Consider the following 18,211-nt stretch of genomic DNA (forward strand, 5'->3'; position numbering starts at 1 on the left):
CCTCTGAGATCGGCTCGGAATTTCACTGGGACCCGGCCCTCCTGCGCGACGGGGAGCGGGGTGGCCAGCTTCCGGGCGGGCGGTTCACGGCCGGGCACGAGTTGTTCGCGGCCGGGCACGAGTTGTTCGCGACCGGCTGCGGGGCGATGAGCGCGCTGCTGCGCCGGCTGGCTCGGCCCGGCCGGCTGCACGTGCCGTCGTACTTCTGCATGGGGGTGGCCGAGGCACTGGGCAAGGACATGCCGCTGACCTGGTACCGCCACCTGCCCGACGGCCGCGGGCCGCGCTGGGAGACGTTGCGCGCCGATCCCGGCGACGTTGTGCTGGCCCAGAACCTGTTCGGACGCGAGGACGGCACCGCCTGGCACGAGTGGATCGGCGCCCACCCGGACGTGACGGTGTTCGAGGACCATTCCCACGACCCCTTCGGCCCGTGGGCGAGGCACAGCACAGCGCCGTACGCCGTGGCCTCGCTCCGAAAGACGCTGCCCGTCCCCGACGGCGCCGTGCTTTGGTCGCCCCGCGGCCTCGAAGTTCCGCCCCCCAGCGGCCCCGCGAACGAGGGCAGCCACCTGAAGCTGACCGCCATGCTGCTGAAGGCCGCGTGGCGGGACGGCCGCCCGATCCCCAAGGACACGTTCCGCGCCCTCCAGCAGCAGGGCGAGCAGGCGCTGCTGGGCAGCGACGCCCCACCCAGCCCCTTCACCACCACCGTCTTGCCGCTGCTCGACATCCCGGGCATCCGCGCGACGGCCACCCACAACGCCCAAGCCCTGGAAACCCTCCTCTGCCTTCAGGCTTGCGCACCCCCGACCGGCGGTGCGCCGTTCCGCGTTCAACTGGTCAGCCACACCGAGGCCTCGCGGGACACCTTGCTGGGCCACCTGGCGGCCAGTGGCATTTTCGCGCCCGTGCACTGGCGGCAGGACCGCGACGGATTCTGGAGCGGCGACGACGAGGCCGCCGACCTGGCCGCCCGCATCCTGACGCTGCCGGTGGACCACCGCTGCGGCCCGGCCGACCTGCACCGCCTGGCCGCGGCCATCCGAGAGGGCGTCGCGGTCGTCTGAGTGAGCGTTGCGGCCGTCTGAGTGAGCGCCGGGGCTGTCTGAGTGAGCGCTGCGGCCGTTTGACTGAGCGCTGCGGCCGTCTGAGTGAGCGCCGGGACCGTCTGAGAACGTCGGGGCCGTCCGTGTGAAGATCGGACCGAGCGACGGAAAGGGGCCCTCGATGTCCGATCTGGACGGCTACGCCACGTCTTTGTTCAACGGCCGGCACGTACGGTTGCGCGCGCTGCGGGACGACGACCTGTCGCAGCTGGCGCGGTGGTGGAACGAGCCCGAGACCATGGTGCTGCAGCAAAACCGTTTGGTGCCGGGCCCGGTCGGCGGCCTCGAGGAGATGTTCCGCACCTGGAGCGCCAACAAGGACGAGAACGGCGTGGGCTTCAGCATCGAGGCGCACGAGGGCGAGCTGGTCGGCCACCTCACCCTGTGGGGCCTCAAGCCGCGAACCAGGATCGCCACGCTGGCCGTCATCATCGGCTCGCCGCACACCGGCCGCGGCTACGGCACCGATGCTGTCCGGCTGGCCGTGCGCTACGCGTTCGAAGAACTCGCCGCCAACAAGGTCGAGCTGCAGGTCTGGGCGTTCAACGACCGGGCCGTCCACGTCTACGAGAAGGCCGGCTTCACCCAGGAGGGCCGCCGCCGCGCCGCCGCGTACCACCGCTCGGCCTTCCACGACGAGATCCTGATGGGCATCCTGCGCGAGGAGTACGAGCGCGCCGCCCGCTGACGATCAGGTGTCGTAGAGACCGTGGTAATAACGCCAAGGCAGAACGCGACTCCCGACCGCCAAGGCGAGCCGCCCGGCGACCGGCGCCTTCATGAGTCGAGGGCCAGGCGCCATTCGCTGCGGGCGAGGACCGCGAAGCGGATGTTCTCGGGGCGTGGGTGGCCGAGGGCCTCTTCGATGGCCTTGGCTCGGCCGCGGCGGGCCGGCAGGCCGGGCTGTCGGGGGACCTCGGCGACCAGTTGCCAGGTGTTGTCGGCTGTCTCGCGAAGGACGATGTAAGCGGGCTGAGTCATGTCCCCATGCCATCAGAGGGCGGGAGCGCCCGCCGGCTCGGGGCGGAGCCGGCGGGCGATGGGAACCGCTGGGTCAGCGGCGATGCGGGGGGATCAGCGGTAGGGAGGGAATCGGCCGGTGAGGGCATCGGGGGTGGGGGTGCCGGCCAGCTTTTCGTACGCCCGCGGGTCGGCGATGACGCGCCACGTGTGGAAGGGCTGGCGGCCGGCGGCGAACTGGGACTTGTAGCGGAAGAGGGAATCGGCCGCGCCGCCGACGCCGCCGCCCAGGTGGTAGACCGTGTTGCCGCGGGCGCGGCCCCATGTTCGTACCTCGTGGTAGAGCAGTTTGTCGGCGTAGTGGACGGGGGCGTCGGCGGTGGACTGCAGATGGGTGTGCATCATGCCGTCGTACTCGAAGAAGAGGTTGCCGCCGAGCACCCGGCCGTCGAGCACTGCGACCGCGAGGTGGACATGGTCGCGCAGGGCGGTGCGCAACCGGTCGAAGAACGCGGGGCTGAAGAAGTAGAATTCGGACGCGCTGACGCGGTGCATCGTGGCGTGGTAGGTCTCGATCCACGCGCCGAACAGCGACCAGTCGTCGAACACGACTTCCACGCCGGCCCGCTTGGCCTTGTTGATCTGGTTGCGGTGGCTGCGGTGGGTCTGCGACCAGATCTCGTCCAGGCTGAGCGTCAGGTCGATCGACACCGTGTCACCGTGATTGACCAGCGTTCCCGCCGTCTCCAGGGAGGACGGGAACAGGGGCAGCAGCGGGTGCAGGCGGGCGAAGACGGTCACGATTCCCTGCGTGCAGAGCAGCTCGGTCATCGCGCCGGCCGCGCGTGACCAGAAGGCAGCGTCGTTGCTGCCGACGGGGCCGGGATATCCGTACGGGGAGGTCGCGTCCTGCAGGTCGGTGTCGGGAACCGACCTCAGCAGCAGGGGGACCAGCAGGACGCGTCCCGCCTCGGAGTATCGGAAAGCCACCGGAGTGCCGCCGGTCAGACCGGCGTCGAGCCGCACGTAATCGGGAACGTGGTAGATGTCGTGCCGGACCCGGCTCAGCGCCTCCGTCCATGCCGGGTCCTGGGGTGACAGCAGTGCGGCATCGGCCATAGTCAGCCTCCCGTGGGTAGGGGCGCCGCCCGGGCGGGCGGCGCGGTCGGGGCGACGCCGGGGCGGCGGCGGGCCCTGGTCCATCGGCGTGCGCTCAACGCCCGGCGGAGCAGAGCGCGAGGCACCGCCTGCTGCGTACCACGGTGCAACAGGTAACGCCACAGTGGATACTCGCCGCGGCGGTCGGAGAGCGCGTACGAGAAGCGGATCGACGGCAGGCCGGCGTAGTCGGGCAGCCGCTCGAACCATTCGCTGCTGGCCAGCGCGGCCCGTTGCAGGGGTGCCAGCGCGGCGCGTCGGCGGTGCTCGTACATCTCGAGGGCCGGGGCCAGTTCACCGCCGGCGGCGAGCGCGTCGGCCAGCGCCATCGCATCCTGCATGGCCAGCTTGGTGCCCGAGCCGATGGCGAAGTGGGTGGTATGCGCGGCGTCGCCCATCAGCACCACGTTGCCGTTGTCCCAGCGCTCGTTGGTGACCCGGCGGAAGTTCGTCCAGCCGGTGCCGCCCGAGTCGGCCCGGTGGTCGACCAGTCGCTGCCCGTCCAGGTGGGCGGCGAAGATGGTCTCGAGGCGGGCGCAACCGGCGGCGGCGTCGAGCCGGTCCAGTTCCAGCGCGGCCCACGTCGCGGGCGTGCACTCGACGATGAACGTGCTCGTGGACGAGTCGAACGGGTAGGCGTGGAACCAGATCCAGCCGGCGGAAGTGCGTTCGAAGCCGAACGTGAAGGTGCGGAAGACGTGCGGCGTGCCCAGCCAGATGTATTTGTTGCCGCCCATCGCGACCGAGGTGCCGAAGTGCCCGGAATCCAGCGATCGCAGCGAACTGCCGGCGCCGTCCGCCGCCACGATCAGGTCCGATTCCGGGATGTCCACCTCGGAGGCAGACCACCGGATGTCCACGCCCAGCGCGACGGCCCGCGCTTCGAGCAGGGACAACAGCCTGTGCCGTCCCAGGCTGAAGCCGTAGCCGGCCAGGTGGGTGACGGATTTGCCGGTCGCCCGCACCTCGTACTCGTCCCACTGGCAGGCGGCGTCCCAGATCTGCCGCGCGCTCACCGGGTCGTAGGCGTACAGGTCGTCGAGCAGGTCGTCCCAGAACACCACGCCCCACCCGTACGTGACGCCGCGTGGGTTGCGTTCCAGCACGGTGACCTCGTGCGCGGGGTCGGCCAGCTTGGCCAGCACCGCGAAGTACAGTCCGGCGGGCCCGCCGCCGACACAAGTGATCCGCATGGCTCGCTCCTAACGGTAGGGCGGGAAGGTGCCGGACGCGCCGGTGTCGCGGCCGGCGGCGGAGACCAGGTCCTCGTACGCCATCCGGTCGCTCACCACGCGCCAGGTGTGGAACAGATGCCGCCGCGGCGAGAAGCCGGCCTTGTACGAGAACAGCGAGTCCTGCTCGCCGCCCTTGCCCCCGCCGAGGTGGAAGACGGTGTCCCCGCGCGCCTTGCACCAGCGCCGCACCTCGTCGTACAGCAACTCGTCGGCGTACCGCCTGGGCGCCCGCCGGGTCGACGAGACGTAGCCGGTGGCGATGCCGTGGTGCTCGAAGAACGTGTTGCCCCCGACCACTTCGCCGTCCTCGAGCGCGACGGCCAGGTGCATCCGGTCGCCCATCACGTCGTGCACGGCGGCCAGGTGCTCGCGGCTGAAGAAGTAGTAGTCGGAGGCGCCGACCCGCCGCATGTTGTCGTGGTAGACCGCGACCCACTCGTCGAGCCGGTCCCAGTCGTCGAAGACGACCTCGGTGCCGTCCCGCCGCGCGCGGTTGATGTGGTTGCGGTGGTCGCTGCGGGTCTGCTTCCACATCTCGTCGAGGCTGACGGTCAGGTCCATCGAGACGGTCTCGCCGTGGTGCACCATCGTGCCGAAGCGGGCGAGCAGCGGCAGCGGCGCGGGCAGCAACGGGTGCATGCGGACGAAGGCGGTGACGATGCCCTCGTCGCGCAGCGTCTCGAGCATGGCCGCGCAGGCGCGCTCCCAGAAGTCGCGGTCGCCGGGCATCGCGTCGCTGATCGGGCCCGGATATCCGTACGGGGAAAGCGCATCCCGCAGACCCGTGCCGGGGATCTCGCGCAGAATGAGGGGCAGCAGCAGGTGACGGCTGCCGTCGGAATACCAGAACGCGGCCGGGGTGCCGGAGCACAGCGCCGCGTCCAGCGTCACGTAACCGGGCAGGTGGTAGGTGTCGTGCCGGGTGCGGTGCAGGGCCTCCTTCCATTCCCGGGCCGCCGGTCCCACGAGCGCTGCGGTCATTTCCTGGCTCCTAACAAACGGGCGTTGAGCGCCATGTTGGCGGCGAACTGGTCGTTGACGACGCGGTGGCTCTCCAGCCGCTGCTGCACGCCGGGGTCGGAGCGGCCGAGCTTCACGAAGCCGTCCGCGAACCACCCGTTGTCGGCGCCGCTACCGTCCACAAAGGCCTTGTAGGTGGTGCCCCCCGGCCACACGACCCGGAGCAGCAGGCGCGAGAACGCCGCCAGATCGGCCTCGGTCCAGGTGGTGCCGTGGTCGCGGGCCTCCACCACGTACGCCATGACCCCGTTGCCATGGCTGACGTCCTGGCCCGGCCGTTGCGCCGAGCCCCACACGTCGCTCCAGAAGTACGCGGTCGGCTCGACCGGGTTGCGGCGCATCTGTTGCCGGAGCCCGCCGTTGTACCCGGGCACGTGCTGGTCGACGTCGGCCACCACGGTCAGGTAGCGCTGTTTGCGGCCGGCGTCGGTGGTGACACGCGACAGGTTGAGCGCGATGAGCGCCCAGTGCGACGTCATGTGGGTGCGTTCCCGATAGATCGTGTCCTCGGGCCCGCGCGAGTGCCACTTCTCGAAGATGTGCTTCTCGGCGAACGAGAGCAGCCGGTCGTACCGGGATCGGTAGGCCGGGTCGCCGAAGACTGCCGGGTTTTCCCGCATGGCCACGAGCAGGGCCGTTCCGTACCGCCAGAAATAGCTCTCGTAGAGCGGCACCTCGTCGCCGTCCTCCCGGGCCGACGTCCACCCCAGATAGCCGCCGCGCATCGTGCTCGCGGTGGCCGTCACGTTCTCGACGAACTGCAGCGAGCGGTCGAGGTAACGACGTTCGCCGGTGGCCCGGAACATCGCCACGGCGGCGTCGACCGTGTACGAGAACCCGTAGTGGTCCCAGCTGTCGGCCGACCGGCTCAGCGGCAGCCCGACCTCGGCCGTGTAGTCCCACGCCCGCAGATACACGCCCGCCCAGTGGCTGACCGGCTTGAGCGCGGCCGCCGTCACCGCCGCCTCCGGCGAGGCCGGCACCGGGCTGAGAGCCGCGGTGGTGTCGTCCTCGGGCGTGGTGCAGGCGGCAACCGATCCGGCTGCCGCCAACAGCAGCGCCCGTCGTGAAGCGCGTGCGATCATGCCGGGACCTCCTCGAGTACGCGGGCCGGCACCGTGGCCGCCGCCGCTGCCATCGCACCGAAGATCCAGGCTAGGCGTGAGTCGTAGTAGTCGCCGGAGAACAGGCTGCTCAGACCCACGAAGACGGCGGCCGCCACGGCCAGGCCGGTCAGCTGGGGGCGGTGCCCGCCGCCATGTACGGTCGCCGTCCACAGCAGCACGGCCGCGGTGAGCAACCCGATGCCGATCAGGCCACCCTCGGCCGCCACCCCCAGCACGTAGTTGTGCGGGTACTCGACGAACTGGTTGACGCCGATCAGCCCGTAGAAGCCGTCGAGCCCGGCGCCCGCGAGCGGGTGGTCGACCGCGAGCTGCCACGCCGCGGCCCAGATGTCCGTCCGGTCGGACAGGTACCGGTCCTGCACGGTCTGCTCGACGAAGCGTTCCTGGAACAGGTTGGTGAACGCGGGCGGCGCGAACGCCCAGATCGTGATCACCGCGACGGTGACGAAGCCTAGGGCGCCGGCGATCGCTCCGGGGTGCAGTCTGCGCCGGATCTTGACGAGCGCGAACGCTCCCACGGCGGCTCCCGCGAGCAGGCCGGCTCGCGAACCGGAGAGCACGGCGGCCAGGCCGAACAGCGGGGTGGCCAGCAGCGGCAACAGGCGGCGGGTGAACAGGGCCAGCGCCACCGCGCTGATGATGCCGAGGATCTCGATGCGGACGAAGACGTTGGGGCCGCCGCCGAACGCCGAGTAGCGGCCCTGGTCGCCCGGGCCGTTGATGAAGAGGGCGGCCAGCGCGAAGATGATCGCGGCCACGTAGAAGAGCAGGAACGCCGTGCGCACGACCGCGTCGGGGTCGCCCACGGCGTACAGATAGAAAGCGACGACGAGCGCGCCCAGCAGCACGAGGTCGAGCGTCTGCGGCCCGACCCGCGAGGCCGCCGGCGCCCACAGGCCCGAGGCGATCTGGAACAGGAAGAACAGCATCGTGGCGACGAGCCAGCCTTCCCTTCTCTCGCCGAAGGAACAGCGCTCGTCGAAGGAACTGCGGGGGCGCCGGGCGATGTCCACCACCAGCACCGCCAGCGCGACGAGCAGGCCCACCACGCGCAGGTCGACCCACGCCAGATCGGTCCAGCCGGCCCGGTCGAGCGTGTACCGCCCGCCGATCGCCACCAGGATCAGGATCAGGCCGGGCGCCAGGAAGACCCGCGGGGTGCGCAGCCAGGTCATCCGCGGTCACCTGTCATACGGTTGGCGACGAGCGCGAAGAGCAGGCACGAGCCGTAGCCGATGAGCGATCCGTAGGCGGCGCCGAGGATGCCGAAGGGCGGGATGAGCGACACGTACCCGGCGAAGCTGACCACGAAGCCGGTGATCTCGGCCGCCGAGACGAGGCTGCCGCGGCCCTTGGCGATCAGCAGGCCGAGCACGACGCGCGAGAGGGCGTAGAGGCCGGCCGCGGCGACCAGCGGCACGACGACCGCCTTGGCCGAGGCGTAGTCGGCGCCGAAGACCGGCACGATGAGCAGATACAGCAGGCCCGCGGCGATCGGCGCCACGACCAGGCAGTAGAGGCTGACCGCGAGCAGGATCGGGCGGGTCGCCAGGCCACCGTTCTGATGCGCCTGGCGCCACTTGCCGAGCCGCGAGTCGGCGTAGGCCCGGATCGGCCACGCCAGCAACTCGGTCATGGTGGCCACGGCGGCGTACAGGCCGAGCGCCGAGGTCGAGGCGAGCGCCGGCAACGCCAGGCGGTCGGTGCGCAGCATCGCCATGTTCGAGATGGCGGCGGGGAACAGGGCCAGACCTTCCCGGCGTACGAGGCGGTTGCGGTCGGGCAGGTCGGGCCCCGCCGGAGCCGGGCGGCGCAGCCACACGACGATGTAGGCAGCCGTGGGGAGCAGGCCGGCCACGAGGTAGGCGACGATCCACAGCGCCGGGGTGGTGGTGTCGAGCACGTACAGCACGACCAGCAGGCCGAGCAGCAGCAACGCCTCGGCGACCCGGGCGATCAGGAAGTCGCCGACCCGCCCGGCCGCGATCGCGATCGACCGCGTGGCCAGCCCGGCCACTTCGACCAGCGTGTACAGCGTGATCAGCCCGATGACCAGCAGCCCAGGGTTGTACCGGCCGGGCGCGAAGACCTGGTAGCCGGCGGCCAGGGCGACGCCCGCCGCGCAGGGAATGATCAGGAGCTTCGCGTACGCCTTGACGGCCGCGGCCGGCCTGATCTCGTGGTAACCGGCCACGAAGCTGCGTTCGGTGCCCAGCAGCATGAACTGGGTGGACAGATAGACCACCTGAAGCATGAGCGCCACCTCGCCGCGATGCGCGGGAGCGAGGGCCCGGACCATCAGGATGTTGGCCACGAAGGCCACGCCACCGGTCAGCAGCTGAGAGGCGAACAGCTGCACGTACGACTCCCGCAGCTGCCCGCCTATCCAGGCAACCGGGCCGGTGCGCCGCTCGGCGACGGCCGTGACTGCCGGGCGCTCCGCCTGGAGCTCACTCATCCTCGCCCAGCTTCTCGGTCGCGTCCTCGTCCTTCTCGGCGGCGCGCGTCCGGCCGTTCTCCGCGGCGCGTGCCTGGCCGTTGTCCGCGGTGCGTGCTTGGCCGTTGTCCGCGGTGCGTGTTTGGCCGTTGTCCGCGGTGCGTGCTTGGCCGTTGTCCGCGGTGCGTGTTTGGCCGTTGTCTGCGGTGTGCGTCCGGCCGTTCATGACGTCGCTGCCGTTGATCGGCTTGATCCGCTGGGTGGTGATGCCGTCCACGGGGGTGAAGGCGATCTTCTGCGTGGTGGCGCCGTCGTCCGTTCCCCGTGGCTGGAAATCGTTCGCCACGGGTTTCCGCTGTTTCACCATGGCCCGGCCGCTGACCGGGTTGGCCGGGGACGGTGGCGCCTCGTCCGGCTGGTCGCGCCGGCCCAGCAGGGTGGTGACCAGGCTGTCGTTGTCGAGCGGGGCGGGCCGCTGCGGCTGGGGCGGGGCCGGCTCGTCGGGCAGACGGCGGGGCAGGGCGTTGAGGACGGCGGCGACCAGCTGGGTGCCGATCCGTCCGAGCAGGTCGATCGAGCGCTGCACGTCGGCCGTACGGGTCCGGTTGGCCCGCACCACCAGCAGCGCGCCGTCGGTCACCTTGCCCAGCACGGCGGCGTCGGCCACCGCGTGCAGCGGCGGCGCGTCGACCAGCACGACGTCGAAGCGGCCGGTCAGCTCGCGGATCGTCGAGGCCAGTGTGGGCGAGGCCAGCACCTGCCCCGGGTCGAGCCGCTTCTCACCGGGTGGCAGCACGGTCAGGCGCCCGTCCAGCGGGTCGCGCAGCACGTCGCTCACCCGCGCCCGCCCGGTCAGCACGTCGGCCAGCCCGGGCCCGTTGTCCATGGCCAGATAGCGGCCCACCCCGGGCGAGCGCAGATTGGCGTCGACCAGCAGCACCCGGGCGCCGGTCTCGGCGATCGCGATGGCCAGCCCGCAGGCGACGGCGGTCGTGCCCTCCTTGGGGTTGGCCGCGGTCAGCATCAGCGCCGTGCCGCGGGAACCGTCCCGGGCCGGTGTCTCGGGCAGCAGGCTGCGCACCCGGCGGAACGCCTCGGCCAGCGCCGAATCGGCCTGACCCGACCGCGCCCAGCGTCCGTTGAGCGAGATGACCCCGACCGTGCCGATGCCGAGGCGCCGCAGGTCGTCCTCCTCGCCGATCGTCTTGCCGGTCGCCTCGCGCACCGCGACTGCGACCGCGCCCACGAGCAGCCCGAGCACGGCCGAGAAGCCCACGTCGCGGACGAGGGTGCCCGGTTCCTGGGTCGTCACCGCCTCCTGGGCGACGGTGATCTGCGGCGGCGGCCCGTCGTCCGTGGCGACCGGCGGATCGAGCTTCTTGGCCAGGGCGACCAGCGCCGACGTGGCGGTGGTGACCATCGTCCGGCTCTTCTCGGCCGAAGCGTCCTTGGCCGTGACCACCAGCAGGTCGGTGCCCGCCTGGACCTCCGCCGACAGGCTCTTCCGCACCTGCTCGGCGGTGGTCGGTGCACCCACCTTGGCCGCCACGTTCTGTGCCACCCGGGGCCCGGTGAGCAGCGCGATGTACGAATTGAGGCGGCTCGCCTTGGCGTCCGGGTCGCCCGCTCCGGTGGTGACGAACAGGATCATCGAGGACCGGTACGCCGGCTCCTGGGTCAGAGCCAAGCCGGTCGCCCCGCACACAGCCAACAGCACCGGCACGACGATCCAGAGCCATCGGCGCCGGCACGCCCGGACGTACTCGCGCAGTTCCACGCTCAACTCCTGCTCTCGGCGGCGGCAACCTGCTCGCTTGTGGCGGCAGTGCTTGTGGTGGCGGCCCGGTTGTTCGTGGCGGCAGCCTGTTCGCTCGTGGCGGCAGCGCTTGTGGCAGCGGTCTGTTCGTTTGTGGCGGCGGCGCTCGTGGCTGCGGATTGTTTGTTTGTGGCGGCGACCTGTTCGTTTGTGGCGGCAGCGCTCGTGGCCGCGGTCCGTTTGTTCGTGGCGGCGACCCGGTCCAGGACCTCGGCGAAGCGGTCGAACAGCAGGTCGCGCGAGAACTGCTCCACGGCGAGCCGGTGGGCCGCGACGCGGGCCTGGGCCAGCCAGGACTCGTCCCGGCAGTGCTTGACGAACTGCTCGGCCGCGTCGTCGGTGTCGGTGGGATCGAGGACGAGCCCGGTGCCGGTCTCGTCGATCAGGTCGGCCTGCCAACCGCCGTAGTTGATGGCGATCGGCCGGCCGGCCGCGAGCGCGTCGAAGAACTTGTTGGCGGAGTTGTCCCACAGCGCGCGAATCGGCCGCACGAAGCTGGTCGACATGGTCGCGGCGCCCAGAATCACCGGCAACTCGGCCTTCGGCACCTTCTCCCACATGCGTACGGTGCCGTCGAGCAACCCCAGCTCGGCCGCCAGCGCCTTCGTCGGCTCCCACTCCTTGCCGTGCCCCACTATGAGCACCCGGATCTCGGGGTCGAGCTCGCGCATCCGCCGGGCCGCCCGGACCAGATACTCGACGCCGTTGACCGCTCCGAGCGCTCCGGTGTAGACGATCAATGGCCGTTCGCGCAACCATTCATGCTTGTTTCTGAACGCTTGGACGTCCTCGGGTGCGACGTCGAACATCGCCAGGTCGGCCGCGTTGGGGATGACCGTCGTCCGGGTCGACGGCCGCCGGGCGACGACACCGGCCGCCATGCCGGGGGAGAGGGCGACAACCTCTTTCGCGTTGCGGTAGGCGAAGTTCGCAAGTGCCCCGGCCACCCCGCGCAGCAGGGGGTTGCGCAGCGCGCCCATCTTGATCGGCACCTCGGGCCACAGATCGCGCACCTCGAACACGAACGGCACCCGGCGCAGCTTCGACGCGAGCACGCCCGGCACGGCGACCGTCAGGGGCGTGCTGGTGGCGAAGACGAGATCGGCCTTCAGCGAGGCCGCCTTGGTCGTGGCGACCACCATGAACTGAGCGAACGCGCGGATTCTGCGCGCGTAGGACATCGAGTTGTTGTACGGAATCGAGAACCAGTGCACGCGTACGCCGTCGTCCTCGGTCTGCCGCCAACCGGCTCCGCCGGGCGCGCCGGTGATGTCGGTCGTGATGACGTCGACCGTGTGCCCCCGCTCGACGAGGCGCCGGGCCTGCTCGTACGAGCGGATGCCCCCGGCCATGCCGGGATTGCAGTAGTACTGGTGGATGTAGACGATGTGCATGCCGGCGCTACCCCTCTGTTCCGGCGGCGACCGCGCGCACGGCAGCCACGACGCGTTCCCGGTCGTGCTCGGTCAGCGCGGACCCGCTCGGCAGGCACAGCCCGCGCTCGAAGAGATCGGCGCAGACGTCGCCGCCGCGCATCACGCAGTCACGGAAGACCGGTTGCAGGTGCATCGGCTTCCAAGTCGGCCGCGCCTCGATCGCGTGGGCGGCGAGCCGCTCGAGCACCCGGTCGCGGCTCGCGCCGAAACGCTCGGCGTCGATCAGCAGGCAGGTGAGCCACCAGTTGGCCGCGCCGTAGCCGGCGATCGGCATGAACGTGACGCCCGGCAGGTCGCCCAGCGCCGCCCGGTAGTAACGGCCGGTCTCGCGGCGAGCGGCGATCATCGACTCGAGCCGCTGGAGCTGCCCCCGGCCGACCGCGGCGAGCAGGTTGCTGAGCCGGTAGTTGTAGCCGACCGCGCGGTGCTCGTAGTGCGGGAACGGCTCGCGGGCCTGGGTCGACAGGTGCCGGGCCCTGCGGGCCACGCCGTCGTCGTCGGTGACGAGCATGCCGCCCCCGCCGGTGGTGATGATCTTGTTGCCGTTGAACGAGAGGACGCCGGCCAGCCCGAACGACCCCGCCGGGCGGCCGCGATAGGTGGCTCCGAGCGCCTCGGCCGCGTCCTCGATGAGAGCGACGCCGTAGCGGTCGCACGCGTCGACCAGCGGCTCGTAGTCGGCGCACTGCCCGTACATGTCGACCGCGATGACCGCGCGGGGCGGGCGGCCCTTGGCGCAGCGGCGCTTGAGCTCCTCGACGACCAGGGCCGGGTCGACGTTCCAGCTCTCGGTGGTGCTGTCGAGAAAGACCGGGCGGGCGCCCAGATACATCACGGCGTTGGCGGTGGCGGCGAAGGTGAACGACGGCACGAGCACGGTGTCGCCCCGGCGCACCCCGGCCGCGACCAGCGCCAGGTGCAGGGCGGCGGTGCCGCTGCTGAGAGCCACCGCGTGCCGCACGCCGACGATCTCGGCCATCTGCGACTCGAACGCGTCGAGGTCGGGGCCGACAGGAGCGACCCAGTTGGAGTCGAACGCCTCGAGCAGCAGCTTGCGCTCGAGCTCGCCGACATCCGGCGGCGACAGCCAGATCTTCGTCTCGGTCAGGTCGGTCATGAACGCCCGTCCTCACTGCTCTTCATTTCAGTCATGGACGCGGGTCCTTACCGCTCTTCGTCTCAGCCATGGAGGCACCGCTCTTCGTCTCACCCGGGAGGGTCGGCCATGGAGGGTCAGTCATGGAGGGTCAGTCATGGACGGGTCGGCCATGGAGGGTCAGTCATGGAGGGTCAGTCGTGGAGGGGCAGCCATGGAGGGTCAGTCATGGAGGGTCAGTCATGGACGCGGGTCCTTACCGCCCAGAGCGGCCAGGCCGGGTGCAGGCCCTGCCGGTTGATGGCCAGCGGGTTGTCCCCGGCCCGCATCGCCGGGCGCAGGGTGCTGGCGAAGCTGCGGTACCCGGCGGCGCGGGCGATCGCGACGTCGCGATCGCCGTAGTCGACGGCGGGATGGCCGTACGGGGCCGCGAAATCCCGCACGTCGCGGCCGAGCTCCGCCTCGATCGTGTTCTTGGAGTCGACCAGCTCGCGCAACGCCTCGTCGTCGTTCTGGTCGGCCAGCCGCTGGTGGGTCACCGTGTGCGAGCCGAAGTCGAAGCCGGCTGCGGCCATCGCGCGGCAGTCGTCCCAGCTGAGGTTGCCCGGCCGGCCGATCAGATCGGTGGTGACGAAGAACATCGCCGGCACGCCCAGCTCGCGCAGCATCGGCACGACCACGTCCCGCCAGCTGGCGTGCCCGTCGTCGAACGAGAGGCAGAAGACCGGCCCGGCCAGCGGCTGCCGCCCGGCCAGGATGCCGAGCGCCTCGTCCCACGACACCAACCGGCCGTGCCGGCGGAACGTCAGCAGGTGGCGGCGCAGGTCGGCGGCGTACTCGGGAAGGACGTCGTGATAGAAGGGGAAGAACAGCCCTGGAGCGCGCGGCAGCCGGCGGAAAGTGCCTGCCGGCGCCAGGATCCGGCCCTGGATTCGGGGCCGGGCGCGGAGCCGGTTGCGCAGCTCCAGCTCGTTCAGGCGCTTCCTGATCAGAGTCGGGGACTGCATGGGCACCCTCCGTGTCGCTGTCCTGCAACGACCCTGACAAAAGCGGGGCGGGTGGCATCAGTAGCAATTGTCATCACGTACGTGAGAGTTCTTCACATCAATTTCGGGGCCCTTGCGAAATGCGTTCCGGGCGGCGCATCATCGCCTTTCCGGCGTCCGTCCGCCGCGGCTGCTGTTCCGCGGCCCGATCGGTTCCGCTGCCCCGACAGGTGAGGGATGACCCATGCTGCGACTGCACCGGGTGGAGCCGTCGGCCGAGATCTGGGCCGAGCGCGCCACCTACGACGACCGCCTGATCTTCCACACCGAGCCGTGGCTGCGCTTCGTGGCGGAAGCCCAGCGGGCCGAACCCGTCCTGGCTCGCGTGACCGACGGCGACCGCACCGTCGGCCACTTCACCGGCCTGCTGACAAAGCGCTTCGGCCTGCGGATACTCGGCAGTCCCATGGCCGGCTGGACCACCTCGTACGTCGGCTTCACGCTCAGCCCCGAGGCGTCGCGCCGGGCCGCGCTCGAGGCCCTGATGCCGTTCGCCTTCCAGGAATTGGGCTGCGCCCATCTCGAGATCCGCGACCGCGGCCTGACCCCGGCCGAGCTGGGCGGCCTGGGCCTGCGGTGGTCCGACGCCCCGACCGCGGTGATCGACCTGCGCCCCGGCGAGGACGCCCTCTTCGGCGCGATGGCGAGCGCCTGCCGTCGCAATATCCGTAAGGCGGCGAAGAGCGCGGTGACCATCGAGGAGGTTGTCGACGATCCGACATTCGCCGACGATTTCTACGACCAGTTACGCGACGTTTTCGCCAAACAGAACCTGGTCCCCACGTATTCGATCGAGCGGGTGCGTTCGCTCATCCGTCACATCGGCCCGTCCGGCCAGTTGCTGCTGCTCCGGGCGCGCGACGGCGAGGGTAGGTGCATCGCCACCGCGGTCCTGCCGTGGTATCACCGGACGATGTATTTCTGGGGCGGAGCCAGCTATCGGGAGCACCAGCACCTCCGTCCTAACGAGACGCTCATCTGGCACGCGATGCGCTGGGCCAAGGCCCGCGGCGTGACCGAGTTCGACTTCGTGGGCGGCAACTCCTACAAGGCCAAGTACGGCACCGTCGAGGTCCCCGTCCCGTGGGCCCGGCGCTCCCGCTCGCCGCTGGTCGCCAACCTGCGCGACGCCGCGCAGCAGGGCTTCGCCATGAAGCAGCGAGCCGTGGCCCGCCTGACCGGAGCAAGAGGCTGATCGGCGTTGCTCCCCGTCGGAACCGTCAGTACCTGAAAGAACTTGCAGCCGGGCCGTCAGGCGGCCGAGGTGTCGACCGGCCGATCCTGCCGCTTCGGGGCTTTCGCGGTCGAGTCGCGCACGACCAGCTCGGGCCGGAACAGGTATTCCGAGTGTGGGGCGCCGTGGCCGTTGATCTCGTCCATCAGTGAGCGGACCGACGCCACGGCCATCGACGTGACGGGCTGGCGCAGCGTGGTCAGCGGCGGATCGGTGAAGGCGATCAGCGGCGAGTCGTCGAAACCGATGACCGAGACGTCGCCCGGCACGGACAGGCCGCGACGGCGGGCCGCCCGGATCGCGCCCAGCGCCATCAGGTCGGAACCGCACACCAGTCCGGTCACCCCCATCGCGAGCAGGCGGTCCGCGGCCACCTCGCCGCCCTCGACACCGAACAGCGTCAGCGACACGTAGTCGTCCAGGGCGGAGTCGGCGGTGCCGAGCTCGCGCTTCATGGCCTGGCGGTAGCCGGCCAGCTTGCGCTGGACGGCGATGAAACGGTTGGGGCCGGAGATCAGGCCGATGCGCCGGTGGCCCAGCGCGACCAGGTGGGTGACGGCCAGGTCGCCGGCCAGGCGCTCGTCGCACGAGACGAACGGCGCCTCGATGCCCTCGGCGTAGCCGTTCATCAGCACGATCGGCAGCGGGCGGTCGAGAAGTCGCTGATAGCGGGCGTGGTCGGCGGTCGTGTCGGCGGACAGGCCGGCCACGAAGATGATGCCGGAGACCTGGCGGTCGAGCAGCATCTCGACGTACTCGTCCTCGGTGACGCCGCCCGGGGACTGGGTGCACAGCACCGGCGTGTAGCCCTGCTGGGCCAGGGTCGACTCGATCACCTGGGCGAAGGCCGGGAAGATCGGGTTCTCCAGTTCGGGGACGACCAGGCCGACCAGGCCGGCACTGCGTTTGCGCAGCCGTTCCGGGCGTTCGTAGCCCAGCACGTCGAGCGCGGTGAGCACCGCCTGGCGGGTCTCCTGCGAGACGCCCGGGCGGTCGTTGATGACGCGCGAGACCGTCGCCTCACTGACCTGGGCCTGGCGGGCGATGTCGGCCATCCGTGCACGCATGCCGCCAACTCTAGTGGTGCGGCGTTTCCGGGGAGATCCTGCAAGCTCTTCCATTGACTGCAAGGACTTGCTAACGTCCCGGCAACAACAACGACACAGGCCGATGCCTGGTCGAGGTGTTCCACGCTGCGCTTCTCCAGTGCGGCAATGAAATCGCGATCACTCTCCCCTCGCAAGTCCACCGCACGTGGCTTGCAGTTGATGAAACAACACGACAGGAGACTTCCCATGCGCATCCGTGCCGCGGGGGCAGCCGCCGCCCTCACCTGCGCCCTGGCCCTGACCGGCTGTGGCGGGGGCGACGCCAGCCCGACCGCCGGAGCCTCGGCGGAGACCCAAAAAGGCGAGCTGCTGATCTGGGCCGATGACAAGCGCGCCGCCGCCCTGCAGCCGTTCGCCGAGAAGTTCGGCGCCGAGAACGGCGTCACCGTCAAGGTGCAGGCCATCTCCAAGGATCAGCAGACCACCTTCGTCACCGCCTCCCAGCAGGGCAGCGGTCCCGACGTGACCGTCGGCGCCCACGACTGGATCGGCAACCTCGTGCAGAACGGCGCGATCGACCCGGTGCAGCTGTCCGCCGACCAGACCGCGGGCCTCAACCCCAACGCGCTCAAGGCGGTCACCTTCAACGGGCAGACGTACGGGGTGCCGTACGCCATGGAGAATCTGGCCCTCATCCGCAACACCGACCTGGCTCCCAAGGCGCCGGCGACCATCGAGGAGCTGGTGGCCGAGGCCAAGAAGGCGAAGACTCCCGAGAAGCTCTGCCTGCAGGTGGGCCAGAAGGGCGACGCCTACCACCTCTACCCGCTCTACTCGAGCGCCGGCGGCTACCTGTTCGGCACGTCCGCCGACGGCGGCTACGACCCGAAGGACCTCGGCGTCGGCAAGCCCGAATCCGTCAAGGCGTTCCAGAAGATCGCGACGCTGGGCGAGAAGGGCGACGGCGCGCTCAAGCGCTCGATCACTCCCGAGAACTCGATCGCCACGTTCACCTCGAAGAAGTGCGCGTTCCTGGTTTCCGGCCCCTGGGCGATCGCCGACGTCAAGAAGGCCGGGATCAAGTACGACATCAGCCCGGTACCCGGCTTCCAAGGTGGACAGCCCGCCCGTCCGTTCCTCGGCGTGCAGACGTTCTATGTCGCCACCAAGGGTAAGAACAAGGCCCTGGCTCAGGAGTTCGTCACCAACTATGTGACCACGCCCGACCTTGCCGTCGCGCTCTATGCGGCCGAGCCCCGCCCGCCGGCCCTGACCGCCGCCTTCGACCAGGTGAAGGGCAAGGACGCCGACCTCGAGAAGTTCGTGACGGCGGGCAAGGACGGACTGCCGTTGCCGGCTGTGCCCGAGATGGCGGCGATCTGGGATCCGTTCGGCAAGGCCGAGGCCGCGGTGGTCGGTGGGGCCGATCCCACGAGCACGATCACGGCCGCCGGTAAAGCGATCTCGGCCGCCATCAAGTAGCCAGCC

General features: G+C 70.5%; 16 protein-coding genes. 4 read left to right on the top strand and 12 right to left on the bottom strand.

Translation table 11 applies throughout. The features are described from left to right. The first annotated feature begins 146 nt into the window (after window positions 1–146). Together LXN57_RS16595 and LXN57_RS16600 are read left to right on the top strand one after the other, a co-directional pair. Window positions 147–1,070 carry a PLP-dependent aminotransferase family protein gene (locus tag LXN57_RS16595; RefSeq protein WP_251799062.1) on the top strand — a complete coding sequence of 308 codons (924 nt, stop codon included), beginning with the start codon at window positions 147–149 and terminating at the stop codon, window positions 1,068–1,070. A gap of 160 nt (window positions 1,071–1,230) precedes the next feature. Then, window positions 1,231–1,797 (top strand): GNAT family N-acetyltransferase, encoded by a 567-nt coding sequence (locus tag LXN57_RS16600; protein ID WP_251799063.1) that lies wholly within the window; start codon window positions 1,231–1,233, stop codon window positions 1,795–1,797. Between the two features lie 89 nt (window positions 1,798–1,886). On the opposite strand, the gene LXN57_RS16605 is transcribed toward LXN57_RS16600, so the two are convergent. From LXN57_RS16605 to LXN57_RS16655, 11 genes are all read right to left on the bottom strand, one after another. Next, complete coding sequence (locus LXN57_RS16605; protein ID WP_251799064.1) at window positions 1,887–2,090, bottom strand: hypothetical protein; 204 nt, start codon at window positions 2,088–2,090, stop codon at window positions 1,887–1,889. 93 nt (window positions 2,091–2,183) lie between these two features. After that, window positions 2,184–3,188, bottom strand: a complete 1,005-nt coding sequence (locus tag LXN57_RS16610; protein WP_251799065.1) for a GNAT family N-acetyltransferase — start codon at window positions 3,186–3,188, stop codon at window positions 2,184–2,186. 2 nt (window positions 3,189–3,190) lie between these two features. After that, entirely contained in the window at window positions 3,191–4,420 is a 1,230-nt protein-coding gene (locus tag LXN57_RS16615) for an FAD-dependent monooxygenase (protein WP_251799066.1), read from the bottom strand. 9 nt (window positions 4,421–4,429) lie between these two features. Continuing rightward, window positions 4,430–5,443: a GNAT family N-acetyltransferase gene (locus LXN57_RS16620; protein ID WP_251799067.1), complete on the bottom strand. Its 1,014-nt coding sequence runs from the start codon at window positions 5,441–5,443 to the stop codon at window positions 4,430–4,432. Further along, entirely contained in the window at window positions 5,440–6,567 is a 1,128-nt protein-coding gene (locus tag LXN57_RS16625) for a hypothetical protein (RefSeq protein WP_251799068.1), read from the bottom strand. The genes LXN57_RS16620 and LXN57_RS16625 overlap by 4 nt, the downstream gene beginning before the upstream one ends. Then, on the bottom strand, window positions 6,564–7,784 hold the full coding sequence (locus LXN57_RS16630; RefSeq protein WP_251799069.1) for an O-antigen ligase family protein: 1,221 nt from the start codon (window positions 7,782–7,784) through the stop codon (window positions 6,564–6,566). The genes LXN57_RS16625 and LXN57_RS16630 overlap by 4 nt, the downstream gene beginning before the upstream one ends. After that, window positions 7,781–9,067, bottom strand: coding sequence for a lipopolysaccharide biosynthesis protein (locus tag LXN57_RS16635; protein WP_251799070.1), 1,287 nt, complete (start codon window positions 9,065–9,067; stop codon window positions 7,781–7,783). The genes LXN57_RS16630 and LXN57_RS16635 overlap by 4 nt, the downstream gene beginning before the upstream one ends. Further along, on the bottom strand, window positions 9,060–10,823 hold the full coding sequence (locus LXN57_RS16640) for a tyrosine-protein kinase domain-containing protein (RefSeq protein ID WP_251799071.1): 1,764 nt from the start codon (window positions 10,821–10,823) through the stop codon (window positions 9,060–9,062). The genes LXN57_RS16635 and LXN57_RS16640 overlap by 8 nt, the downstream gene beginning before the upstream one ends. Window positions 10,824–10,825: 2 nt before the next feature. Then, complete coding sequence (locus tag LXN57_RS16645; RefSeq protein WP_251799072.1) at window positions 10,826–12,256, bottom strand: glycosyltransferase family 4 protein; 1,431 nt, start codon at window positions 12,254–12,256, stop codon at window positions 10,826–10,828. 7 nt (window positions 12,257–12,263) lie between these two features. Next, the gene (locus LXN57_RS16650) at window positions 12,264–13,415 is read right to left on the bottom strand and encodes an aminotransferase class I/II-fold pyridoxal phosphate-dependent enzyme (protein ID WP_251799073.1); all 1,152 of its coding nucleotides are present in this window, start codon (window positions 13,413–13,415) and stop codon (window positions 12,264–12,266) included. Between the two features lie 215 nt (window positions 13,416–13,630). Further along, window positions 13,631–14,401 carry a polysaccharide deacetylase family protein gene (locus tag LXN57_RS16655; RefSeq protein ID WP_251799074.1) on the bottom strand — a complete coding sequence of 257 codons (771 nt, stop codon included), beginning with the start codon at window positions 14,399–14,401 and terminating at the stop codon, window positions 13,631–13,633. 223 nt (window positions 14,402–14,624) lie between these two features. Here LXN57_RS16655 and LXN57_RS16660 point away from each other — a divergent pair, with 223 nt between their 5' ends. Further along, window positions 14,625–15,635, top strand: a complete 1,011-nt coding sequence (locus LXN57_RS16660; RefSeq protein ID WP_251799075.1) for a lipid II:glycine glycyltransferase FemX — start codon at window positions 14,625–14,627, stop codon at window positions 15,633–15,635. Between the two features lie 56 nt (window positions 15,636–15,691). On the opposite strand, the gene LXN57_RS16665 is transcribed toward LXN57_RS16660, so the two are convergent. After that, a complete protein-coding gene (locus LXN57_RS16665; RefSeq protein ID WP_251799076.1) occupies window positions 15,692–16,741 on the bottom strand; it encodes a LacI family DNA-binding transcriptional regulator in 1,050 nt (349 codons plus the stop codon). A gap of 228 nt (window positions 16,742–16,969) precedes the next feature. Here LXN57_RS16665 and LXN57_RS16670 point away from each other — a divergent pair, with 228 nt between their 5' ends. After that, the gene (locus tag LXN57_RS16670; protein ID WP_251799077.1) at window positions 16,970–18,205 is read left to right on the top strand and encodes a sugar ABC transporter substrate-binding protein; all 1,236 of its coding nucleotides are present in this window, start codon (window positions 16,970–16,972) and stop codon (window positions 18,203–18,205) included. The last annotated feature ends 6 nt before the right edge of the window (window positions 18,206–18,211 follow it).

It is taken from the genome of Paractinoplanes hotanensis, from assembly GCF_023717965.1.
GTDB lineage: Bacteria > Actinomycetota > Actinomycetes > Mycobacteriales > Micromonosporaceae > Actinoplanes > Actinoplanes polyasparticus.

Bases quoted from the DNA above. Each gene is read 5' to 3' on its own strand.
- LXN57_RS16595 (WP_251799062.1), top strand. From the start codon at position 147: ATGAGCGCGCTGCTGCGCCGGCTGGCTCGGCCCGGCCGGCTGCACGTG.
- LXN57_RS16600 (WP_251799063.1), top strand. From the start codon at position 1,231: ATGTCCGATCTGGACGGCTACGCCACGTCTTTGTTCAACGGCCGGCAC.
- LXN57_RS16605 (WP_251799064.1), bottom strand. From the start codon at position 2,090: ATGACTCAGCCCGCTTACATCGTCCTTCGCGAGACAGCCGACAACACC.
- LXN57_RS16610 (WP_251799065.1), bottom strand. From the start codon at position 3,188: ATGGCCGATGCCGCACTGCTGTCACCCCAGGACCCGGCATGGACGGAG.
- LXN57_RS16615 (WP_251799066.1), bottom strand. From the start codon at position 4,420: ATGCGGATCACTTGTGTCGGCGGCGGGCCCGCCGGACTGTACTTCGCG.
- LXN57_RS16620 (WP_251799067.1), bottom strand. From the start codon at position 5,443: ATGACCGCAGCGCTCGTGGGACCGGCGGCCCGGGAATGGAAGGAGGCC.
- LXN57_RS16625 (WP_251799068.1), bottom strand. From the start codon at position 6,567: ATGATCGCACGCGCTTCACGACGGGCGCTGCTGTTGGCGGCAGCCGGA.
- LXN57_RS16630 (WP_251799069.1), bottom strand. From the start codon at position 7,784: ATGACCTGGCTGCGCACCCCGCGGGTCTTCCTGGCGCCCGGCCTGATC.
- LXN57_RS16635 (WP_251799070.1), bottom strand. From the start codon at position 9,067: ATGAGTGAGCTCCAGGCGGAGCGCCCGGCAGTCACGGCCGTCGCCGAG.
- LXN57_RS16645 (WP_251799072.1), bottom strand. From the start codon at position 12,256: ATGCACATCGTCTACATCCACCAGTACTACTGCAATCCCGGCATGGCC.
- LXN57_RS16650 (WP_251799073.1), bottom strand. From the start codon at position 13,415: ATGACCGACCTGACCGAGACGAAGATCTGGCTGTCGCCGCCGGATGTC.
- LXN57_RS16655 (WP_251799074.1), bottom strand. From the start codon at position 14,401: ATGCAGTCCCCGACTCTGATCAGGAAGCGCCTGAACGAGCTGGAGCTG.
- LXN57_RS16660 (WP_251799075.1), top strand. From the start codon at position 14,625: ATGCTGCGACTGCACCGGGTGGAGCCGTCGGCCGAGATCTGGGCCGAG.
- LXN57_RS16665 (WP_251799076.1), bottom strand. From the start codon at position 16,741: ATGCGTGCACGGATGGCCGACATCGCCCGCCAGGCCCAGGTCAGTGAG.
- LXN57_RS16670 (WP_251799077.1), top strand. From the start codon at position 16,970: ATGCGCATCCGTGCCGCGGGGGCAGCCGCCGCCCTCACCTGCGCCCTG.